The sequence below is a fragment of the Aporhodopirellula aestuarii genome (genome assembly GCF_023701485.1).
Classification (GTDB): domain Bacteria; phylum Planctomycetota; class Planctomycetia; order Pirellulales; family Pirellulaceae; genus Rhodopirellula; species Rhodopirellula aestuarii.
The window spans coordinates 76,357-94,812 of the sequence record NZ_JAMQBK010000042.1 but is presented as its reverse complement, the minus strand read 5'-3'; the positions used below and the strand labels follow the sequence as shown (position 1 = coordinate 94,812).

The following is an 18,456-nucleotide window of genomic DNA, read 5'->3' as shown; positions in this document are numbered from 1 at the left end:
TGTTCTCCTGAGACGTTACCGAGTCAGGCTCACCGATCGAATCGGCAAATCCTACCCAGTTTGAATATCGCGAATGTTCTCTAGAATCATCGTCTTTCCACCCACGTGAACTTTGATCGAACGTGCTTCGTTTTGACCATTTGTTTCCACGGTGACGCGATCAACCACTCCCTCAACTTGGCTGGAGTCTGTCGCAAGTCCCGAGACCTGTTTCCCGATCAATCCGCTCGCCGTAACGAGCTGTTGGTTGTCGGACAACGTCGTCAGCGTACCGGTCAACTCGTCGGTCGCCCCGATTTCACGGATCAAACCGATCTGCTGAACCATCTCAGAGTTGTCCATCGGGTTGAGCGGATCCTGATTCTGCAGTTCCTGAATCAGCAACTTGAGGAAGTCATCCGTCCCGAGATCGTTGTACCCATCGTTGGTCCCCGAGCTCGACGACGTCGAAGAAAAATCCGCAATGGAAGCAGCAGTCGAACTTCCGGTCTGGGAGGCAGCGGACATGGGCAACAATCCTCAAAGGAGAAAATGAAATCAAAAAATCAACTCACAACCACGACGTAACACATCCTGGTCCACAAAAACAAGAGATTCAGTCACAACCGTCAACATCTCAACCCGCCAGTCCCCTACCGTAAACTCACAAGTCGTTGGGGTGAGGGCGTCTCAAGTGTCCGCCCAAACGCAGGTTTTCAGCGAACACGGCTCAGTGCCTATTCTGGTTTCGTCGAAACCGTCGTGGCAACATTTGGCGAAGTCGTCGTTTTGTCGACAACGGCACGCTTTTCATCACATCAACGCGGCTCATCACGCCATGCCGTAGCAAGATGTTCGCCCACTGCTTTTGCCATTTGCGATTCGCTTGTCGGTCATTCTCGGGACGGCAGACTACGTAGTCAAAATCGAGCTCCGGCAAAGGATTAGCTCCCGCGATCTGCCCAAAACGGTCGGCAAACGAAGGATCGTTCACGCATGCTTCGTCCGCAGAATAGACGCTGAGCAAGCGAAATTTGGAACGAGTGAATTTGCGATTCACCATTTCCATGAATCGACGAGACTCGTTAACCAGTCTCACCATCCCCGCCTCAACGGCCGAGTCATCTAATGCCTCGGGCCCTTCATCAAACCGCCGATAATAAACAAAAGCGATCTCACGTTGCGGTTCAGCAAGAATCCCCGCTAGCCGATCAATCCTCCGGTCCAACGTTTCCAGCGCGTGCTGGTCTTCCAAGGGATTGTTGTGCACGTGAGCGATGTGGGGATGCTCCTTGAACACAACCGATTGCTGGTTTGGCCAACGAAAATGTTTCGATTGCGTGTAGGCCTCGCGGCCTCGAATCCCTTCGAAGTCACGTTCGATGATGGACGTTACCGCGTCGAGCCCATCATGTAGGTTCCACAACCAATCAAAAGGCAGACTTGTGTGACGTAGGTGATAGTGGCCGAGTATCATCGCGATGTCGCATCCGCCACCGAGCGAGATCACCATTTGGTTTCGCATTTCGCTTTCTCTGATTATTGCTCACCAAAACTCATTGCTTCACCACAGCATGTCATGCAAGGAAGCATCTCGCTCCGCGTCAGGCGAGTGGGTTTGCGAATCGAGGCAGTCCAACACGGCTCACGGGTTTGGAAAGCGACCCATCTCACTCGGCCGGAATCAAGCCTGCACACCCGCAACTAGCAAATCAACGTGCCTGGCGTCAATCAATCTTCGTGTTTCCCGGCGTGAAACAAAACCACGTTTCCGCCCGTCCGCAAACCTGTGCCCACCCAGTTGAGCTTGAAATGGAAACGCTCGATTGTCTAACTTCGCCCAATATCTTCGATTGGATGTGGACTAAAAAGGATTATCGATGGCACGTTTTCGCCAGCTTCGTCGACGTTTATTTCCCGGATGCCCAACCGGTACCGATGTCAAACGGATGCGAGCCCGGCTGCTGCGGCGGATCGGCCTTGCACGCAGCCGTGAACCGCGGATCATGGTCGACCAACCGGACCTTCATTACGGCAGCGTGCTGTCGCTGGCGATCGCAGAACAGGTAATCCAAACCGGCCATCTCACGTTCCTGCAGGTAGGCGCATTCGACGGAGCTCAAAATGACGAAATCCTTCACATCGTGAATCGATTTCCTGTCAAAGGCATCCTGATCGAGCCGCAGCCGAACGTTTACAAACGCCTGCAAGATCTTCACGGGGACAATGAAAACTTGATTCTCGTTAATGCCGCAATCGACAAGGTCAGCGGCTCGCGTCCGTTTTACATGCTTGATGGCGGAGACCTGGAGTGCGCCTCGTTCGACCGCAACCATCTGATCAAACATGGAGTGGAACCGGGGCAAATCTATTCCGAAAACGTGCAATGCCTGACGTTGCATGAAGTTCTCGAGAACGCAAACATCGACTCGGTCGACTTGTTGCAGATCGATGCCGAGGGATATGACTACGAAATCATCAAAACGATCGACTTCACCCGTCTAACGCCAAAAATCCTGCGTTTCGAATATCGCCATTTGTCCAACGATGATGTCGATGAATGCCTCGAAATGCTGTCCCAATACGGATACCGCTTCATCGTCGAAGAGCTCGATCTGATCGCCATCCGCAAGGTCTCCGCAACAACTCAATCCGAATCATCCGTCAACCGACGCGCAGCCTAAACAACGCTACGTTGATCACGCATGCCTCCGTGGGCAGCGGCATCTTGGAAAGGGTCTCATTGTGGACATTGCGAGTCATAATCGACGTTTGATTCACTATGGGAAATATGTGTTCGCGCCTTCCACGCTGCTGCCATTTCGACGCGGCGAACGCAAACACTACAATTTCGCCTCGATGGAGCAACTGGCGACGAAGTTTCCGGATCGGATCGACGTGCACGGCCTGGAGACAGCAAGCTCCGCGAAAAACGACAAATTCCCCGACAGCTACGTAGCATCCATCCGTGACGGATGGTGCCACGGTCGCAACTGCGACTGGGTGGGCATCGAAGATCAAGCTCTTCAAGAGGTTCGCTATATCGCCGGGCGTCTCCGAGCCAAGGATTTTTCGCACGGATATTTCGACCCGCGTTATCTCCGGCGACTGATTGCCACGCCGACTCGATTCCCGCGTCCCACTTACATCTCAGGACGCGTCGTCGTCCTCAATAAAGTCGCCGCTCACAACTATTTCCACTGGCTCAGTGAAGTGCTACCGCGGATTGAACTGGTCCGACGAGCCGACCTTCTCGATGCAGACGCCTACCTGATCGATTGTCACAAGTCGTTTCAACAACAATCATTGGACATGCTTGGCATTCCCCGTGAGAAGATCATCGAACCACACGAAGGATTGCTGATCCGCGCCGAAAACTTGATAGTGCCCTCATTCTATTCCGCGACCGCCCGGCAACATTTAGGCCCACTGATGAAGTCTGCACTCGGGCTGATAGATGCCGATCAGACTACCACTGCGACGCGAAGAATCTATGTCAGTCGTCGACACTCCAAAAATCGCAACTTAGCCAACGAACGCGAAGTCTCCAAACTATTGGAAGGATTCGATTTCGAAACACATTTCTTGGAACAGTACTCGATCGAGAAACAGATCCGCCTCTTTCACGATGCCCAGATTGTCGTAGGACTGCATGGTGCCGGGTTGACCAACATGATCTTCGCTCGGCCACCCCTGCACGTGATCGAGATCAGACCCAATCGCTGCGACCGCACCTGTTTCGCGGAGCTTTCCGAGGATCTCGGACACCATTTGCAAGTCGTAACGGCAGAACAACGCAAGCGGCGTGGTCCCATTGATTGCCCCCTGCCGAGTTTGGAACAGGCGGTCAGTGAGACGATCGAATCACTGCCAGCGGTGGCGTCTGCGAAGTCGTGCTCTTAGCCCGAATTGACTTCGGCTAATAATTCTCGAACAACCTCGCGAAACCGCGACTGAAACCCCTCGTGGTTCATTTCAAACCATTGCTGAGCGTTCGCACCCAGGCGACATTTCTCCCCATCAGGCATCAGCAGCAATCTTTCGATCGTCGCCTCTAACGCCGCAGGATCGACATGCCAATTGGTCCCCAAATGCCTCGGCTGTGAGTCATTCCACGGAACGACGATGCCACGTTCCTCGGTAACTAACTCGTTCATCGGAGGTCCATCGGTCGTGACAACAACGGCGCCACAGGACATCCCTTCGACGATATAGTGCCCCCACCCTTCAGACAACGAAGGACACAAGTGCACGCCGTGGCAATTTTGCATCTCGCGCAGCTCGCTGTCCTCGAGATAATTTGTCAACAGCCGAACGTTGGGCGGCACCGAGGCGGGCGCATTGGAGGCCGATTGAACAATGGTAAGTTCGGGCCATTCCGGATGGCGGGACCAGACATCGACGAGCGTCGATGTCCCCTTCAACGTGCTCTTGCCCGCCAAGTGGAAAAACCGTTGATAGTCGGCGGACACATCAGGCAGGTTTCGATCCTCTGACGTAAAACCGATATAAGTGACGGCTCGGGCGTGCTGCGAAAAAATTTCATACGCGTGCCGGGTCTTGCAGAGCACCCGATCCACATGCCGAAGCCGAGACAGATGACGCCGTGGAAACCGCTCCTGGTTTGGGATCAACGCCACTTTGCCGGCCAGAGTCGCGACGCTCCGCGGAACACGCTCGGCCATCAAATGCAGGCAAGGCGATTCGCCGCGGCTCGTCTGAAATAGCGATCTCGTCACACCACTCCAAAACGAATCGAGCCCTCGGTACTCGTTCCACGCCACCTCTACCGAATCGCGCAGGGCGTCTTCAATCAATTTGACGTCGCGGTCGATGCCGACTCCGTTTTTCCGGGCGACGATATTGACGCGATCAGTTGCACGGTTTGGCTGCAATTTTTCGATCTGAGAAGCATTCACGCGGCTCGCACCTTCGGTTGGCGTAGTTCCGAGTAGAGTCCAATCGTGGCGTCCACCATCCTTGCCGTTGTGAATCGGTTGATTGCAAATTGACAGGCATCGTCCAGCGATTCCGCGTTCGTCGGATCGGCGAGCTGATTGTGCAGGGCGTTCGAAAGCGACGACTCGTCGCCCGCTTCGAACACGCACGCATACGGCCCATCACTCTGCATCCGCGGGTCGATCCCCAGAACGTCTCGCAAGCCACCGACCGCCGTCGAAACAATTGGCCTGCGCAACATCATGGCAGCGGCAACCGTCAGACACAGCCCCTCGTTGTAGGAAGGGTGAGCGACCACATCCGCGGCAGCGATCAGCGATTCGGCATCATTGCGAAATCCCAAAAGCCGCACGTCGTCGTTTAAGCCGAGTTCCCGAATCAGTGACTCGAGATGCTCCCGTTGATCACCTTCTCCCGCGATCACCGTTCGAACTTTGAGACCGTCCTGTTTTAACCGGTGCGCCGACCGGATCAGGGCCTCATGCCCTTTGCATTCCAATAGGTTGCCAACCGCCACGATCAGTTTGTGGCTAGCGTCAGGCAGGAGCTCGCACCGCAATCCAGCCACGTAATCACTAGAGACATTCGGACGACTAATCGCGGCGTGAATGACACTCAGCTTGTCAGCCATCACGCCTCTTTGCCTACACGCATCGGCAACGGCGTGGGAAACGCAAATCACCCGATCAGCCACACGTGAGTACTTAAAGACGGATCGGATCGGGAACATCGTATGGCGGATGCCAATCACGCTTAACCCGCCGATCCCCTTAGCAGCGACTCCTAGCCCAGTCAGACAATGGGAGTCATTGCAGTGCACAATGCTGAAACTCTCGCGGCACAGCCATCGACGCAGACCCCATAGTTGGAAGGGATTCCGGCCCTTCCAATCCAACGTCCTTACCGGAAACCCCTCGTCGACTGCGTTGTCGTGCAAAGAACCGTTGCTCCGGGCGACAAAATGAACATCGGCACCTCGATCCCGAAGCCCCTTCGCCAACGCCATCAGATACACTTCGCCACCGCCCCAACCGGACTGAGTGGAGCCAAGCACGATCGACTTGCGAAACTCTGCGTTTCGGCGATCGGCCCCCTCAGCACGTCCGTGGATCGCGATGCTCATCTACGCTGCGTCCCTCACCCAGTTCTCCCAAACGAACGGGTACTGGTAGGTGATCGCATGGGTCTTTGCGAGCGCCGTCTGAATCTGCTTCATGCGACTGCGGGCATGGGGCACAAACCAATGAAACTGAACTTGAATGTTCTCAAATACCTCAATCAGATTCGTTTCAATGAGATGCTCGAGCAGATCGTATTCCCCGCCTTCGATATTGAGCTTCAACAGGGCCACTCGACTGATCCCTCGTTCCTCGAGGAAATCGGAAACCGACTTCAAGACGCACGTCTCGCTTTGGGACCCTGACACAAACTGCGACGTTGAGTCGTCTGAGATCCCCAGCGAAAAGGAACCGTCTTCCGCGGAAAGGCCACAGCAATGGGCGTGCACACGGTCGACATCTACGAACCGGTCCGATATCTCGGCGCAGTAATTCGAGATCGGTTCAAACACATGTATTTCACAGCCGAACTTATCATAGATTTCGGCAGCCCAGTCGCCTCGGTAACCACCGACATCAAAAACAATATCACTCGCCTCCAATTGATACTCGGTGCGATGGGTTGTGTCGCCATCGTTGGCAACCCACTGTCGATGACTACGAGCGTGAGTGGCAACGGGGATTCGGTCTCGAATGCCGATCAAGCTGAGGAATGAATCGGCGCGTTTCGCAACACTACGGCTGATTCGATAATTTAATAATGGTGATGTCATCGTTTACTCTACGCTCCGAACGAATTGCCAGTTTGCAATCAAATTGGTATGACGAGTTGCTCAGGCAGCCACTCGGGAATGCTTCGTCTTAATCTCACGTTCACTCACCCACCGTTCACATCCCATCGAATCGCCGTTGAGGGTCCCGGGATGGAACCACGGATCGGGATAATAAACTCGACGGTTTGGTTCGTTGCCACCGAGATAAGCCCCCCACCAACTGAACGAGCTATTGGCGATGATGGCGTGATCGCACTGACTCATCAGGTACATATCTTCGTAGGCAGTCGTGGCGTCGTTGTGGGTAACGGGATTTAATGGGACACCGACGTCCAACTCGCTCAGGCACCACGGAATATCATTTGAGAAGAGGAACACCTTCAAATCGCAAAACCGCTCCCGCAGATCCGTCAAGCAATTTCGATAATAATCCGCATCCAAACAGCGATAGATTTTGCTCGACTCCGAGTTGGTGACATAATCGCCACGACGAACATGGATCGAGACGCTCACACCTGACTTGATCTGATCGAGCGTGTGGCACGAAGCATCGGACAGTGGTTTCTTCAAAGCGAACTCCCGTTTGAGTTCATTCAGTACCCCGGGAAAGAACCGTTCGCTCTGCCAATAGCCATCCAAATAGACATCCGACGCCTCAGAAAGATATGTTGGCGAAAAGCCGAACGGCTTCTCTCTCCGCAGTTGCAAGGGACGCTTATCTCGAGGCAGAATCGTCCCGACGATATTGGCGAGTGATTCCGTCCATCTTGGCTTCCCTCGATACCGATTTGGAACACGTGCCATCTCGGTAGCAGGCAATCTCGACGCGGTGATATCAAACTGGTCAATCGCAAGCTCATGGAGCGTGTAGCTTTCAAAACCACTTACATCCAGAACGAGATCTTCCGATGCGTTTTTGGCCAGATAGTACCCAAATGCGTACTGAAACATCTGATTGCCAAGTCCACCGAGTAGCCGTGTTACGATCATCGAACCTAGGCCGCCTTGCTTGTTTTGACTGTTTGAACAGATTGGCGAACGGCATCGTCCACCGTGCGAATCATTCGCTCGAACATCACGTCGTCGAACACCGGATTGAGACCAACATAGAAACTTCCGTGATGGATCTCTTCTGCACCGGGGAAATCGGAGGGATTGAGATCGCCGATCAGCTTTGCGGCGGGTTGACGGGCCAGGTTTCCCGTCACAACAGGCCTGGTCTCCACACCCGCTTCTTCCAATCGGTTGAGCACGTCAACACGGCAACCGGAGGCCGCCCCGGACAAGCGAACGACCGTGGCAAGCGGACAGGATGTCCCCTCGACGGGCATCGAAACGCGATCTAAGAGGGGCGTGCTATCGATATAATCATCGAATCTCTTGGCAAGTTCGCTCCGACGTTGATTCATCGCATCGAGCTTTTTCAACTGCTCGATACCAAACGCGGCGTTCAGTTCGGTAGGGCGGAGGTTGAAGCCCCAGTTGATGAATTGAAATCGCTGGTCCACCGTCTGCTGGCTCACCGGAATATGGGCGCGAGACCAACCATGGGCTCGCAAAACACGAAGTGCTTCGGCGTCCTCATCGGAATTACAGATGATCATCCCTCCCTCCATCGTGGTCATGTGATGGGAGAAAAAGAAACTGAATGTCCCGCCGATCCCAAAGTTACCGACATGCCGGTCGGCGAACTTCGTTCCGATCGACTCACAACAGTCTTCGATCAGCAACAAACCGTATTCGTCACAGATGCTCTGCAGTTCCTGCATGTCACAGGGATAGCCCATCAAATGCACAGCGAAAAGGCACTTGGTATTTGGAGTGATTTTGCGACGCAGATCATCGAAATCGATATTAAGCGTTGCGGGATCCACGTCTACCAACTTGACCTTCAACCCGGCCATCAAGGGTGACCAAACCTGAGTCGGCCACGTCACGGCGGGAACCAAAACCTCTTCCCCCGCCTTCATTCGCGGATTCATCGGATTGACAAGATGAAATGCGAGCAGCAGATCCGCCGACGATCCGCTATTGACCATCACCGCATCGTGGGCTCCCGTAAATTCAGCAAAGCCTTTTTCGAAGTCTCGCGTGAGCCCACCCATCGAGGTTTGGTAGTCACACATGCACCGCATCGCGGCGGCAATTTCTTCTTTCCCGAACGTCGGCAACGTCAACGGGAACCAGTATTTGCCCCGCCCCGTCTCCGGCGACTGAAGATTTTCATCCAACCACTGGTCTAAACTGGCACTTGTATTGGTGTTCACGCGACTCTCCGTGTCGATTTCTGAATGGTCACATCGTCCAATGATTTCTCACACGCTCCACTGAGCGTGCGATATTGGGCGACCGTTTGGCGAATTCCATCTCGCAAAGATACGCTGGCTTGAAAGCCCAACTCATGCAAACGACTCACGTCGGTGCATTTCTTGAGCATGCCGTCTGGACGACTGGTATCCCAGCCGATCTTACCTTGGAACCCGGTCTCTTCAGCAATCATGCTGGCGAGTTCCGCGATCGAAACATCAGTCCCAGAACCAAGGTTGACGATTTCTCCGTCAGCGGCTTTTTCAAACAAAAACAGCATTCCGTCGACGACATCATCAACGTGGATAAATTCACGTCGAGCGATTCCTGATCCCCAAAGAACGACTTCTTCCGTGTCGTTGGCGACAGCATCGCTGAACCGTTTGACCAACGCACTCAACACGTGGCAACGGCTTAGATCGAAATGGTCGTTCGTGCCATAGATATTGCAAGGCATCGGCAACACGCATTTCATTCCGTGTTGCTGATGATAGCTCTGAGCCAATCTCAGTCCCGCGATTTTGGCGAGTGCGTAACCTTCATTGGTTGGCTCGAGCGGTCCGCTGAGAAGGTGACTTTCCTTCATCGGCTGGGGACATTCGCGGGGATAGATACAGGTGCTTCCCAGCAACAACAACTTCTCAACGCCGGAACGATGACAAGCGGTGATTTGATTGACGATGATCTTCAGGTTGTCGGCTAGAAAGCCCGACGGATCGGCGATATTTGCAGCGATCCCGCCCACCTTGGCGGCGATTAGAAACGCGTAGCGTGGTCGATTCCGATCAAACCAAGCGTTGACCGACTGCTCGTCACATAGATCGAGCTCCTTCCGCGTGGGAACAAGAAGATTGGTATACCCGGCGGACTGGAGCTGCTCCACCAACCGCGTACCAACCATGCCCGTGCCACCGGTCACGAGAATTGCGTCATTTTTATCCACAGGAAATCCGTTTCCTTTGGTGTGGGAAATTAAATCGAAAGACGGATTCTAAACAAGACTCGAGGGAAACAGATAGGCGAATTTCTTCATCAATTTTGATTTTGGAAACCAACCCGCATTTCCTCAAAAACCCTGTAAAAAGCGAACCCGAATCGATTTGAGCGGTCAGGCGGCCCGTTTGATTTCAGGGACTTCTGGCAAGGTATTGTCTGCCCCGCGGAGCCGATATGTGGCCGAACGCAATGTCGCCTCCACCGTGATTCGCCACGTCAGCAGGCTCAGGGGCGCGGCACTCCACTGCCGAGCCAAATGCTTCAGGGCGACCCCCCATTGGCCGTTGCGTGACGCCTTGCGGGCCCATTTATTTGGCCCCGATGGAGACCGACGAGCCATGCAGCGTTCAACAAGGCTACTCGGGAGCTGCAGCCCCCGACGCTGATGGGCCTCCTCCATGAGTGCCACCAATCGCTCACGCCGTTTCTGCCCCACACTCCACGTGCCGCTCGAACCGTGTTGACGATAACACAGCAGCACCTCAGGGAGATTCGCCAGCCGACCGACCTCCGCCATCCGCAACCACAAATCCAGGTCTTCAATCCACTCGTATTTCAGCCGATACCCGCCGAGCGAGTCCACGACTTCGCGTCGCATCATCACCGTTGGGTGCGCCATGCCCGTTTTTGTCCGCAACATGTCGCGTTCAATGGCCTCGTGCGTCGAGCCAAATTGATCGACCCCTAACGCCTCGCCATCGCTGTCGAGTTCAAGAATCGCGGCACCCACCGCGACGACGTCCGAATGCGAATTGAGAAACTCACGCTGCAACCGGAACCGTTCGGGCATCGCGATGTCATCGGCGTCCATCCGTGCCACCAACGGCGCCGTGCATTGAGACAACCCCGCATTCAACGCCCCAACCAAACCTTTGTTTTCCTGACGAAAAACCGCGACGCGGGAGTCCTCTCTGGCCAACGCCGCCAAAATGTCCGACGAGCCGTCCGTACTTCCATCGTCAATACAAACGATTCGAAAATTCGGATACGTTTGCTGCAAGAGACTCCGAACCGCCAACTCGAGATAGCGTTCAGCGTTGTAAATTGGCATCACGACATCGATGTCACTGGGTTTCATTTGGATGTCCTTAGTGTTGCATATCACGAACTCACAGGATTAGCAGTTCGATTACCCATGGCGAGAAATGAGTTTTGAGACGACGTCGTCGAACGCCACTTTTCGCTATGCGGCCTTACGGAAAACACGAGAAAGATTGGAAACTCCGATTTTGATACGGTGTTTTTTGGGATAGACCGTGAAAGTCTGCTTAGGTCCCTGCACCATCTTCTCACGCAGCAAACCGACGAGCATGGGAAACAGATTCAATTCATCGAGCACCGCTAGCCGGGCGGCCTCGGCCTCATGCCGACGGACAACATCCAGATCCGATTGAATTCCGTCGCAGATGATTTCAATCGCCTCATCGATATTGAAAATATCAATCGGTTGAAAACTCCCCTCCGGAAAGAAATCAGTGGCATTGGGGGCACCGAAATAGAACGGAAAGCAGTGTCCCAAAAATGCGTCAGAGAGTTTCTCCGTGATGTAGTTCGGACGCGACGCATTCTCCATAGCGATGTGATATCGATAGTTTCCCAGGGCCGCCCATTTGTCGGAGATGGATTGGTGACCACGTCCATAAATATGAAACTGGTCTCCCAAACGCCTCTTCAAATGCTTCACAAATTCCAAACGTTGCCGGTGAGCGGGCGTCGTCGCCTTGGCTGAAATCGCCACGCTAATCAAGCCGCTCTTTTCAGGACGCGGCATCGCATGCAATGCGTCGTAGTCTAAAACCGGCGCAAATCCATGGTCGGAATCCACGCCGACGTGCCACGGATGTGACTGCTGCGATTCAATGAGCCCGGGATGTCCCGTTGGATGACACGTCTGAATCCACCGAAATTGATTAAGGAATGTCGCATTGAACGTACGAATTTCGGGCGGTTCCCACGACAGAAAGAACGTGTTCTGCGGACAACAGGTCACCGCCATGCTGGATACGGGATTATCCAAGACGACACACGCGTCGACGTCCTCCGCACTCGGTCCCATGACGAACTCAAAATCTTCCCAGATACCGAGCGAACCGGGGGTTTGTCGTAGGAGAGGCCAGTTCGGGCAACAGCTCGACAGTAGTACTCGCGGCATCGGGGGCTCGCCTCGCATTAGGCATAGGGGGATCGTCGTGGTGCGTCGCGACCGGACGCTAGCAAAATGCCTAACTTGCCATCAAGGCGAGTCGATCAGCCAAAGTTGGGATTTCGGTTAGACGCTTGGTCTGATGGCTAGCCCGCTAGATCACTCGCTCGATGACCGCGAGACGGTTGGTGGCTTCTTTGGTAAGCCGGGCAAGTGAGCGGAGATACGTTTGTTCTTCTCGAAGTGCCGTGATGAAATCGCTGTCGCGGCGGTGGAGCTGGTGAGGGCCCAATAGCAAGGCGGCGTCCCGGTCGAGGCCGTCGTAGGCGGGGTCGTGGTGGCTTTGACAGTTTGCCGGGCAATTCTGTGATTTTTCGAACCGCAGGATCACGTACCGCCAGTGACCGTGGGCGATCCTCTCATCGGCGAGGTTGTAGTGGCTCCGCAGGGCCCAAGCCCGCACCAATTCCGGTCTGCGATTGGGCTGCAGAATCGCGGTGACGGGGACGCGGTCCGGATACGCCTCCAGGATACGGACGATCGATTCTCCTCCCATCCCGCAAATACTCAGACAGTCGGCTTCTCCGCTCGCGATTCCGGCCAGCCCGTCGGCCAACCGCACGTCCGCGTTGCACCCGGCAAGCGTCGCCTGCGAATTTGCGTGAGGGCGCACCTTGTTCTCGATCGCAATGCCACGTTCGATCCGGCCCGATGCCAGCAACGCTTTGAGCAAATGCCCATGATCCGAACCGATATCGGCGTGGGTGCCACAGCGGATCTGGCACGCGACGGCTTTGAGTCGTTGATCGAGGTGCGGCACGACGGCAGTTAAAATGAGAAGTAGATAGTGGCAATCAACAACAATTCAGGTCGTCGCATGTTGGGCAACCGGGTCCGACGGGATCGATTCGAGAATCAAATCTCTCGCCGCAACCGGGGTCTCGCTCAGTGAAACCCACGGCCCCGATGCGTTCTGAATCGATGTGGCGATTGAATCCGAATCATCAAATATTGCAAAGAGCACCTGCCCCTTTTTCACCGCATCCCCCACCCGGACAAAGGTTTGGATCCCCACGCGGTGATCGAGCTTTTCGCCACCCCGCTTTCTTCCGCCTCCAGCCGCGATGATCGCGTCCCCTATCGCCGGACAATTGATTCGCTCAACAAATCCATCTCGCTCGGCCAAAAAGTCGCGTCGCCGAGCCACTGGCAGCGGACCGTTCAAATGTCCCCCCTGCGCAACAACCATTTTTTCAAATCGTTCCATCGCATGTCCACTGGCTAAACGTTCTCGCAACTTCGTCTCGGCGGTCGCTAAGTCGGCCATCACTCCAGCTTGAACGAGTGCCGAAGCGGACAACGCGATCGTCAGCTCACGCACCGGACTGTTTAACTCGGAGGATCTTTGATCGGACAAAACCGCGATCGCCTCGTTGACCTCGATCGCATTCCCGATCGATGCCCCGAACGCGTCTCCCAAAGGTTGATCCATGTCCGACAAGATGGCCCGCGTCGGCATCCCCGATTGCTCGCCAACGCGAACGAGACTCTCGGCCAATTCGATCGCCTCACCGTGAGTCGGCATGAATCCGCCACTGCCGACCTTGACGTCCATCACGAGAGCGTCGAGCGACGCGGCAAGCTTTTTGCTCAGGATGCTGGCGGTGATTAACCCGACTGACTCCACCGTCGCGGTCACGTCTCGCAACGCATACAAACGCCGATCCGCCGGGGCGATTCTCTCATCCGCTCCGATAATAAACGCCCCCACCTCGGCAAGCACTTTGGACGATTCTTCGATTGACAATGAGGTCTGAAAACCTTCAATCGCCTCGAGCTTATCCAACGTGCCCCCGGTCCGGCCGAGTCCCCGGCCACTGATCATCGGCACATCACAGCCGAGGCTCGCAAGCAACGGAGCAAGGATCAACGATACCTTATCCCCTAAACCGCCCGTGCTGTGCTTGTCGACCCGCGGACGATCGCTGACCCGTGGCAAGCGTGTGCCACTAGCGAGCATCTCGTTCGTCAAACAAAAAATCTCATCCGGAGTTAACCCGCGAATGCAGATCGCCATCGCCATCGCCGCCATTTGAGCGTCAGTGACACTGCCATCGCAGAAAGAATCAATTAAGAAATGCCATTCGTCAGCGTCCAGAACTTTGCCGAAGCGTTTTTTGCGAATCAGATTCGTGCACAACATGCCGTAGACGCCTCAAATTAGGATTGCCGCTCTGGGCAAACGCATGACAATGCCCCCTCGGCCGCTCCGCCACATCGTAACACTGATTGTTGATCATCGCAGCGAACCGTTAAGATTGCGTCTCTGCCGAGTTTGCACCGCCGCCACACAAAGGATCTTGAAATGGATTTGCGTTCGCTGATGCTGCGAGAATTCGATATCGAGTCGGCTTCCACCCGCAGCGTGATCGAAATCACCCCCGACGCGTTAATGGATTACCAAGCCGACGAGTCACTGCATTCGATTCGATGGAACGTCAGCCACCTCGCCGATATACCGAGTTGGGCGAACATCATTTTGCGTGAAAACGTGTTTGACGTCGCCCCTCCCGACGGACCGCCCCACACGACGCCTGAAATGGCGACCGTCGCAGATGCTCTTCAAGCGTTCGACAAGAACATCGAATCGGCCAAAGAAGTCATCGCGGACTTCTCGCTCGATACGCTCGAAGATGAGTGGTCACTGCTCGTCGGTGGGCAGCCGGTCCTGACCCAACCTCGCTACATCATCTATCGAATGTACATGGTCAGCCACGTGGCACATCATCGCGCGCACTTGCTCGTCTACCTTCGCACCAACGGCATTGAAACGCCGCATCTCTATGGTTGATCCTATCGCGGTGATATCCATTCACGTCGGAAAGCCTCGCAACTTCTCCGCGGAAGAAACGGGAAAAGACTGGACGTCGGCAATTATCAAAGATCCCATCTCGGGGCCGGTCCGCGTCCGCTTCACCAATATCGAAGGTGACCAACAATCCGACCTGGTTCACCACGGCGGTCCCGACAAAGCGGTCTTGGCGTACCCGCAAGCCCACTACAAGCACTGGTCGAGTGAATTCCCGCAAATCGATTGGGCGGACGGCTCATTCGGCGAAAACCTCACGCTCGCGAGGATCACCGGCAAAGAGGTTTGCATCGGCGACATTTTTAAAGTCGGAAGCTGCGTATTGCAGGTTTCACAGGCGCGTCAACCGTGCTGGAAGTTGTCGACACGATGGGGCGTTCCCAAACTAGCTGTACGTGTCCAACAAACCCGAATGACGGGCTGGTACTTGCGAGTCCTTCAAGAAGGCGAAATCGAAGCCGGCCAAACGATGACACTCACCGAGCGACTCCATCCCGAGTTCACAGTCGACTTCGCCAACGACGTCATGTTCGCCAAACCACGGCGTAGCGAAGATGACCGCCGTCTCGCCGCCTGCCCCGAACTTTCCAAGTCCTGGCAAGTAACACTCGACCGATAATCGCTCATCCAAAGCCCGCATCCCAGTCGACGCCCCAGCCATCTGCATCAAGTCTAATGGCGGAAACGGTGCGTGGACGGTTGAGCCACCGAGATCACAGTGGTCACCGAGAGTCCTGTCTGCCGTCTTCTCTGTACTCTCGGAGTCCTATGTGACTGAGTCGTTTCGTGAGTCGATGTTGCGTTAAACCTGTATTGCCGGCGGGTTCTGCGTTAAGATCAATCGTCCTGACGGTCAGCCAACACGCCCGTCGTTCTTTTACTTGGAGAATCTCAACTTAATGGCACTACCGATCGATCTGTGGCTCATCCATCCCGAGGCAGAAATGTGCGATGCCTTCCGTGATCGCTTTGACGGCCTGCCGCGTGTTACGGTGATTCAATCTCGCTTCGAAGACTTGCCGCCGCACGATTGTTTCGTCACTGCTGCCAACGCCTTCGGGATCATGAACGCTGGCATCGATGCGGCCGTGATCCGATTCCACGGCGAGGATCTGATGCGCCGCGTGCAAACGCGAATCATGGATGAGTATCTCGGCGAGCAACCCATTGGCTCGTCATTCATTGAACCGACCGGGAAACCCAACTATCCATTCATAGCTCACTCGCCGACCATGCGTGTTCCGGGTTCAATCGTGGGCACCGACAAGGTGTATGCGGCAACGTGGGCATCACTTCTTGCCGTGTATCGCCACAAAGCATCGAGCCAAACGCAGATCGAAACGGTCGTGTTTCCTGCCATGGGCGCTGGCTTTGGTGGCGTGCCGTACACTGAGGTCGCCCGGCAAATGGCTGTTGCCTACCGTCACTATCTCAATCCGCCCCACCGCATGGATTGGGACATGGTTGCCGGCCGACAACGCGCGATCCATTACGATGGCAAACGCCAGGTCACGCGATGATGTGATCGAACAGATGAAATCCTCCACGGACTACCTTCTGGACTACAACCAGCCCTCGTCTCGCGACGTTGAGAACGCAACGAGCACTTTCTGATCGGCTGCGACATCAAACTTGGCAGCGTTTCGCAGCAATGCCGTTGTCATCGGAGCAGGGAAGCAATTGCGTCTTTTCCACAGCCTCTTTCTCCACGGTTTGATTTGCATCCACTCAAACCAGCAGGTCCGCATTCAAACTCTCGCGCAAGCGAAAAGAATTCGATCGTCAGTCCAACCAAGGGTAGGATGTTGATCGAGTTCATTACGCCAGATAACAGATAATCGACGCGGAGTGGCCGACGACGTGAGGTTTGCACATTGGCTGCATGGTTAATAGTCGCAGAACACACGCTACACGACCGCAGTGAAGGCACAAACTCCGACGATCGTCTTCTCTTGCCACACGCGAGCGTGCCTTTCATCCCTCTTTCTTAGTCGCGCACGCAAAGCCTGAACCTGCGGGACTAGAAGTTTCCAGCGATATAAAGCTAAAATCTTGCAGTGCGCCCGAATCCACGATACGTCACAAGCTGAAGTTGTTTGACCAACTAGACAGCGTCACGTTCTGGCAGACGAATCGGAGTTTTTGCCTCTCACGTAGCTGAGTTTATCCGAGGCTCCGAAAGCAGATATCGCCAGCCATTCTCGGTCGCGGAGAGATCGAGCTACGTGAAAAGTGACGCTATCCAGCTAAGATCCACTGCCTTGAATGAACCTCGATGACGACACCGGACATTCCTCCTGACGTCCAGCCGTATTCCGCGTCTGATATGCCACTGGGCTCTCGGGAGCGCGACCGCATCCAAAGGTCAACGCAAACCCTTCTCCTTCTCTCGCTCTACGCGACCGTTGCGTTTGCATCTGCCTTCGGCGTGTTTCACTACGACAGCGCAACCGCTTACTGCGTCCACTCCATTGTTTTCGCCATTGTTGGGACAACCTGGGCAATTAATGACGCCCGCATACGTGCAGTCACGTTTCATCCCGTACTCCGCATGCTTCACTTGCTATTTTGCCCAATTTCTCTCGTACTCTATCTCGTCGTTACACGTGGATTCCGCGGACTTGGGATCGCGGCCCTCCACGGCATCGCCATGATCGTTGTTGCCAACATCGCATTCTACAGCGTTTTTTGCGCAATCTATTTCACCGGCTACTGGGATCTGTACGACCCAATTTATTTCGAGCCCTGAGCGTACCCTAGCGTTTGGTGTTGCCCCGCGAACCGTAAACGAAAGCATGCGTTATCTGACACTACCGATCATCGTCGCGATTTCGTTGGTGGGCTGCGGACAGAAAGCTCAGAGTTGGGAATCAGAATTATTTTCCCTGGAAAACGCGAACAAAATCACGCTGGTCTATTCATCAATATTGCTTGATGGTGGAACGACCACGCTTTATGCGATCGCGGATTCAGGGCAAAGATGTTCAGTACGTTTGAACCAACACGTCATCGAAACGTCCGCCGATCCTGCTCGTCTCTTTTTCAACGACGAATTAGTTGAAGTGCGTTCCGAAGAAGAAAGACGAATCCTGGACCTGCTAAAAGAAGCTGACATTCATCCACTCACACCCGAGTCCGTTCGCCAAATTCTCGCCAGCCCAGCAGGATCCAAAGTGGAACTTGAGATGTTCGCTGTAGACGCGTCAGACACGATCATCGCACAGTTACGCGATTCGGTCGTGACGTTCGTTGAATCCGATGAGTATGCCTCGGTTGCTCTCAACGATCTTCCCGAGACTTGACCGACGTTGGCGGGGCGCCAATTTCAATAGCGGCGGAATTCGCCTGTTCGGCGGGGAACGCTTTCGCCTC

The 18,456-nt window shown here is 54.7% G+C and carries 19 protein-coding genes; 7 read left to right on the top strand and 12 right to left on the bottom strand.

The features are described from left to right. Positions 1 to 51: 51 nt before the first annotated feature. Together NB063_RS16505 and NB063_RS16500 are read right to left on the bottom strand one after the other, a co-directional pair. Positions 52 to 507, bottom strand: a complete 456-nt coding sequence (locus tag NB063_RS16505; RefSeq protein ID WP_250929845.1) for a flagellar hook assembly protein FlgD — start codon at positions 505 to 507, stop codon at positions 52 to 54. 202 nt (positions 508 to 709) lie between these two features. Then, positions 710 to 1,504 (bottom strand): DUF1796 family putative cysteine peptidase, encoded by a 795-nt coding sequence (locus NB063_RS16500; protein ID WP_250929844.1) that lies wholly within the window; start codon positions 1,502 to 1,504, stop codon positions 710 to 712. Positions 1,505 to 1,859: 355 nt separating this feature from the next. On the opposite strand from NB063_RS16500, the gene NB063_RS16495 reads away from it, so the two are divergent. Beyond that, a complete protein-coding gene (locus tag NB063_RS16495; RefSeq protein WP_250929843.1) occupies positions 1,860 to 2,663 on the top strand; it encodes an FkbM family methyltransferase in 804 nt (267 codons plus the stop codon). Positions 2,664 to 2,724: 61 nt separating this feature from the next. Further along, a complete protein-coding gene (locus NB063_RS16490; protein ID WP_250929842.1) occupies positions 2,725 to 3,882 on the top strand; it encodes a glycosyltransferase family 61 protein in 1,158 nt (385 codons plus the stop codon). Here NB063_RS16490 and NB063_RS16485 read toward each other — a convergent pair. The 10 genes from NB063_RS16485 to NB063_RS16440 all read right to left on the bottom strand — a co-directional run bounded on the left by NB063_RS16485 (position 3,879) and on the right by NB063_RS16440 (position 14,418). Beyond that, on the bottom strand, positions 3,879 to 4,898 hold the full coding sequence (locus tag NB063_RS16485; RefSeq protein ID WP_250929841.1) for a glycosyltransferase: 1,020 nt from the start codon (positions 4,896 to 4,898) through the stop codon (positions 3,879 to 3,881). The two genes, NB063_RS16490 and NB063_RS16485, sit on opposite strands and share 4 nt — an antisense overlap. Then, positions 4,895 to 6,061 carry a glycosyltransferase gene (locus tag NB063_RS16480; RefSeq protein ID WP_250929840.1) on the bottom strand — a complete coding sequence of 389 codons (1,167 nt, stop codon included), beginning with the start codon at positions 6,059 to 6,061 and terminating at the stop codon, positions 4,895 to 4,897. Before NB063_RS16480 ends, NB063_RS16485 begins: the two co-directional genes overlap by 4 nt. Continuing rightward, positions 6,062 to 6,769 (bottom strand): FkbM family methyltransferase, encoded by a 708-nt coding sequence (locus tag NB063_RS16475; protein WP_250929839.1) that lies wholly within the window; start codon positions 6,767 to 6,769, stop codon positions 6,062 to 6,064. It lies immediately after the preceding gene. Positions 6,770 to 6,829: 60 nt separating this feature from the next. Beyond that, entirely contained in the window at positions 6,830 to 7,759 is a 930-nt protein-coding gene (locus NB063_RS16470; RefSeq protein ID WP_250929838.1) for an alpha-1,2-fucosyltransferase, read from the bottom strand. 5 nt (positions 7,760 to 7,764) lie between these two features. Further along, positions 7,765 to 9,036 (bottom strand): DegT/DnrJ/EryC1/StrS family aminotransferase, encoded by a 1,272-nt coding sequence (locus NB063_RS16465; RefSeq protein ID WP_250929837.1) that lies wholly within the window; start codon positions 9,034 to 9,036, stop codon positions 7,765 to 7,767. Next, positions 9,033 to 10,019: a GDP-L-fucose synthase family protein gene (locus NB063_RS16460; RefSeq protein ID WP_250929836.1), complete on the bottom strand. Its 987-nt coding sequence runs from the start codon at positions 10,017 to 10,019 to the stop codon at positions 9,033 to 9,035. The genes NB063_RS16465 and NB063_RS16460 overlap by 4 nt, the downstream gene beginning before the upstream one ends. Before the next feature lie 165 nt (positions 10,020 to 10,184). Further along, positions 10,185 to 11,150, bottom strand: coding sequence for a glycosyltransferase (locus tag NB063_RS16455; protein WP_250929835.1), 966 nt, complete (start codon positions 11,148 to 11,150; stop codon positions 10,185 to 10,187). 105 nt (positions 11,151 to 11,255) lie between these two features. Then, positions 11,256 to 12,224 (bottom strand): glycosyltransferase family 10 domain-containing protein, encoded by a 969-nt coding sequence (locus tag NB063_RS16450; RefSeq protein WP_250929834.1) that lies wholly within the window; start codon positions 12,222 to 12,224, stop codon positions 11,256 to 11,258. Between the two features lie 145 nt (positions 12,225 to 12,369). Continuing rightward, the gene (locus NB063_RS16445; RefSeq protein ID WP_250929833.1) at positions 12,370 to 13,035 is read right to left on the bottom strand and encodes a tRNA (adenine(22)-N(1))-methyltransferase; all 666 of its coding nucleotides are present in this window, start codon (positions 13,033 to 13,035) and stop codon (positions 12,370 to 12,372) included. Positions 13,036 to 13,080: 45 nt separating this feature from the next. Further along, positions 13,081 to 14,418 carry a thymidine phosphorylase gene (locus tag NB063_RS16440; RefSeq protein WP_250929832.1) on the bottom strand — a complete coding sequence of 446 codons (1,338 nt, stop codon included), beginning with the start codon at positions 14,416 to 14,418 and terminating at the stop codon, positions 13,081 to 13,083. A gap of 162 nt (positions 14,419 to 14,580) precedes the next feature. On the opposite strand from NB063_RS16440, the gene NB063_RS16435 reads away from it, so the two are divergent. From NB063_RS16435 to NB063_RS16415, 5 genes are all read left to right on the top strand, one after another. Continuing rightward, the gene (locus tag NB063_RS16435; RefSeq protein WP_250929831.1) at positions 14,581 to 15,066 is read left to right on the top strand and encodes a DinB family protein; all 486 of its coding nucleotides are present in this window, start codon (positions 14,581 to 14,583) and stop codon (positions 15,064 to 15,066) included. Continuing rightward, positions 15,059 to 15,703: an MOSC domain-containing protein gene (locus tag NB063_RS16430; protein WP_250929830.1), complete on the top strand. Its 645-nt coding sequence runs from the start codon at positions 15,059 to 15,061 to the stop codon at positions 15,701 to 15,703. Before NB063_RS16435 ends, NB063_RS16430 begins: the two co-directional genes overlap by 8 nt. Positions 15,704 to 15,983: 280 nt before the next feature. Further along, positions 15,984 to 16,604, top strand: coding sequence for a macro domain-containing protein (locus NB063_RS16425; RefSeq protein ID WP_250929829.1), 621 nt, complete (start codon positions 15,984 to 15,986; stop codon positions 16,602 to 16,604). 755 nt (positions 16,605 to 17,359) lie between these two features. Next, the gene (locus NB063_RS16420) at positions 17,360 to 17,833 is read left to right on the top strand and encodes a hypothetical protein (RefSeq protein ID WP_250929828.1); all 474 of its coding nucleotides are present in this window, start codon (positions 17,360 to 17,362) and stop codon (positions 17,831 to 17,833) included. 46 nt (positions 17,834 to 17,879) lie between these two features. After that, entirely contained in the window at positions 17,880 to 18,386 is a 507-nt protein-coding gene (locus tag NB063_RS16415) for a hypothetical protein (RefSeq protein WP_250929827.1), read from the top strand. The last annotated feature ends 70 nt before the right edge of the window (positions 18,387 to 18,456 follow it).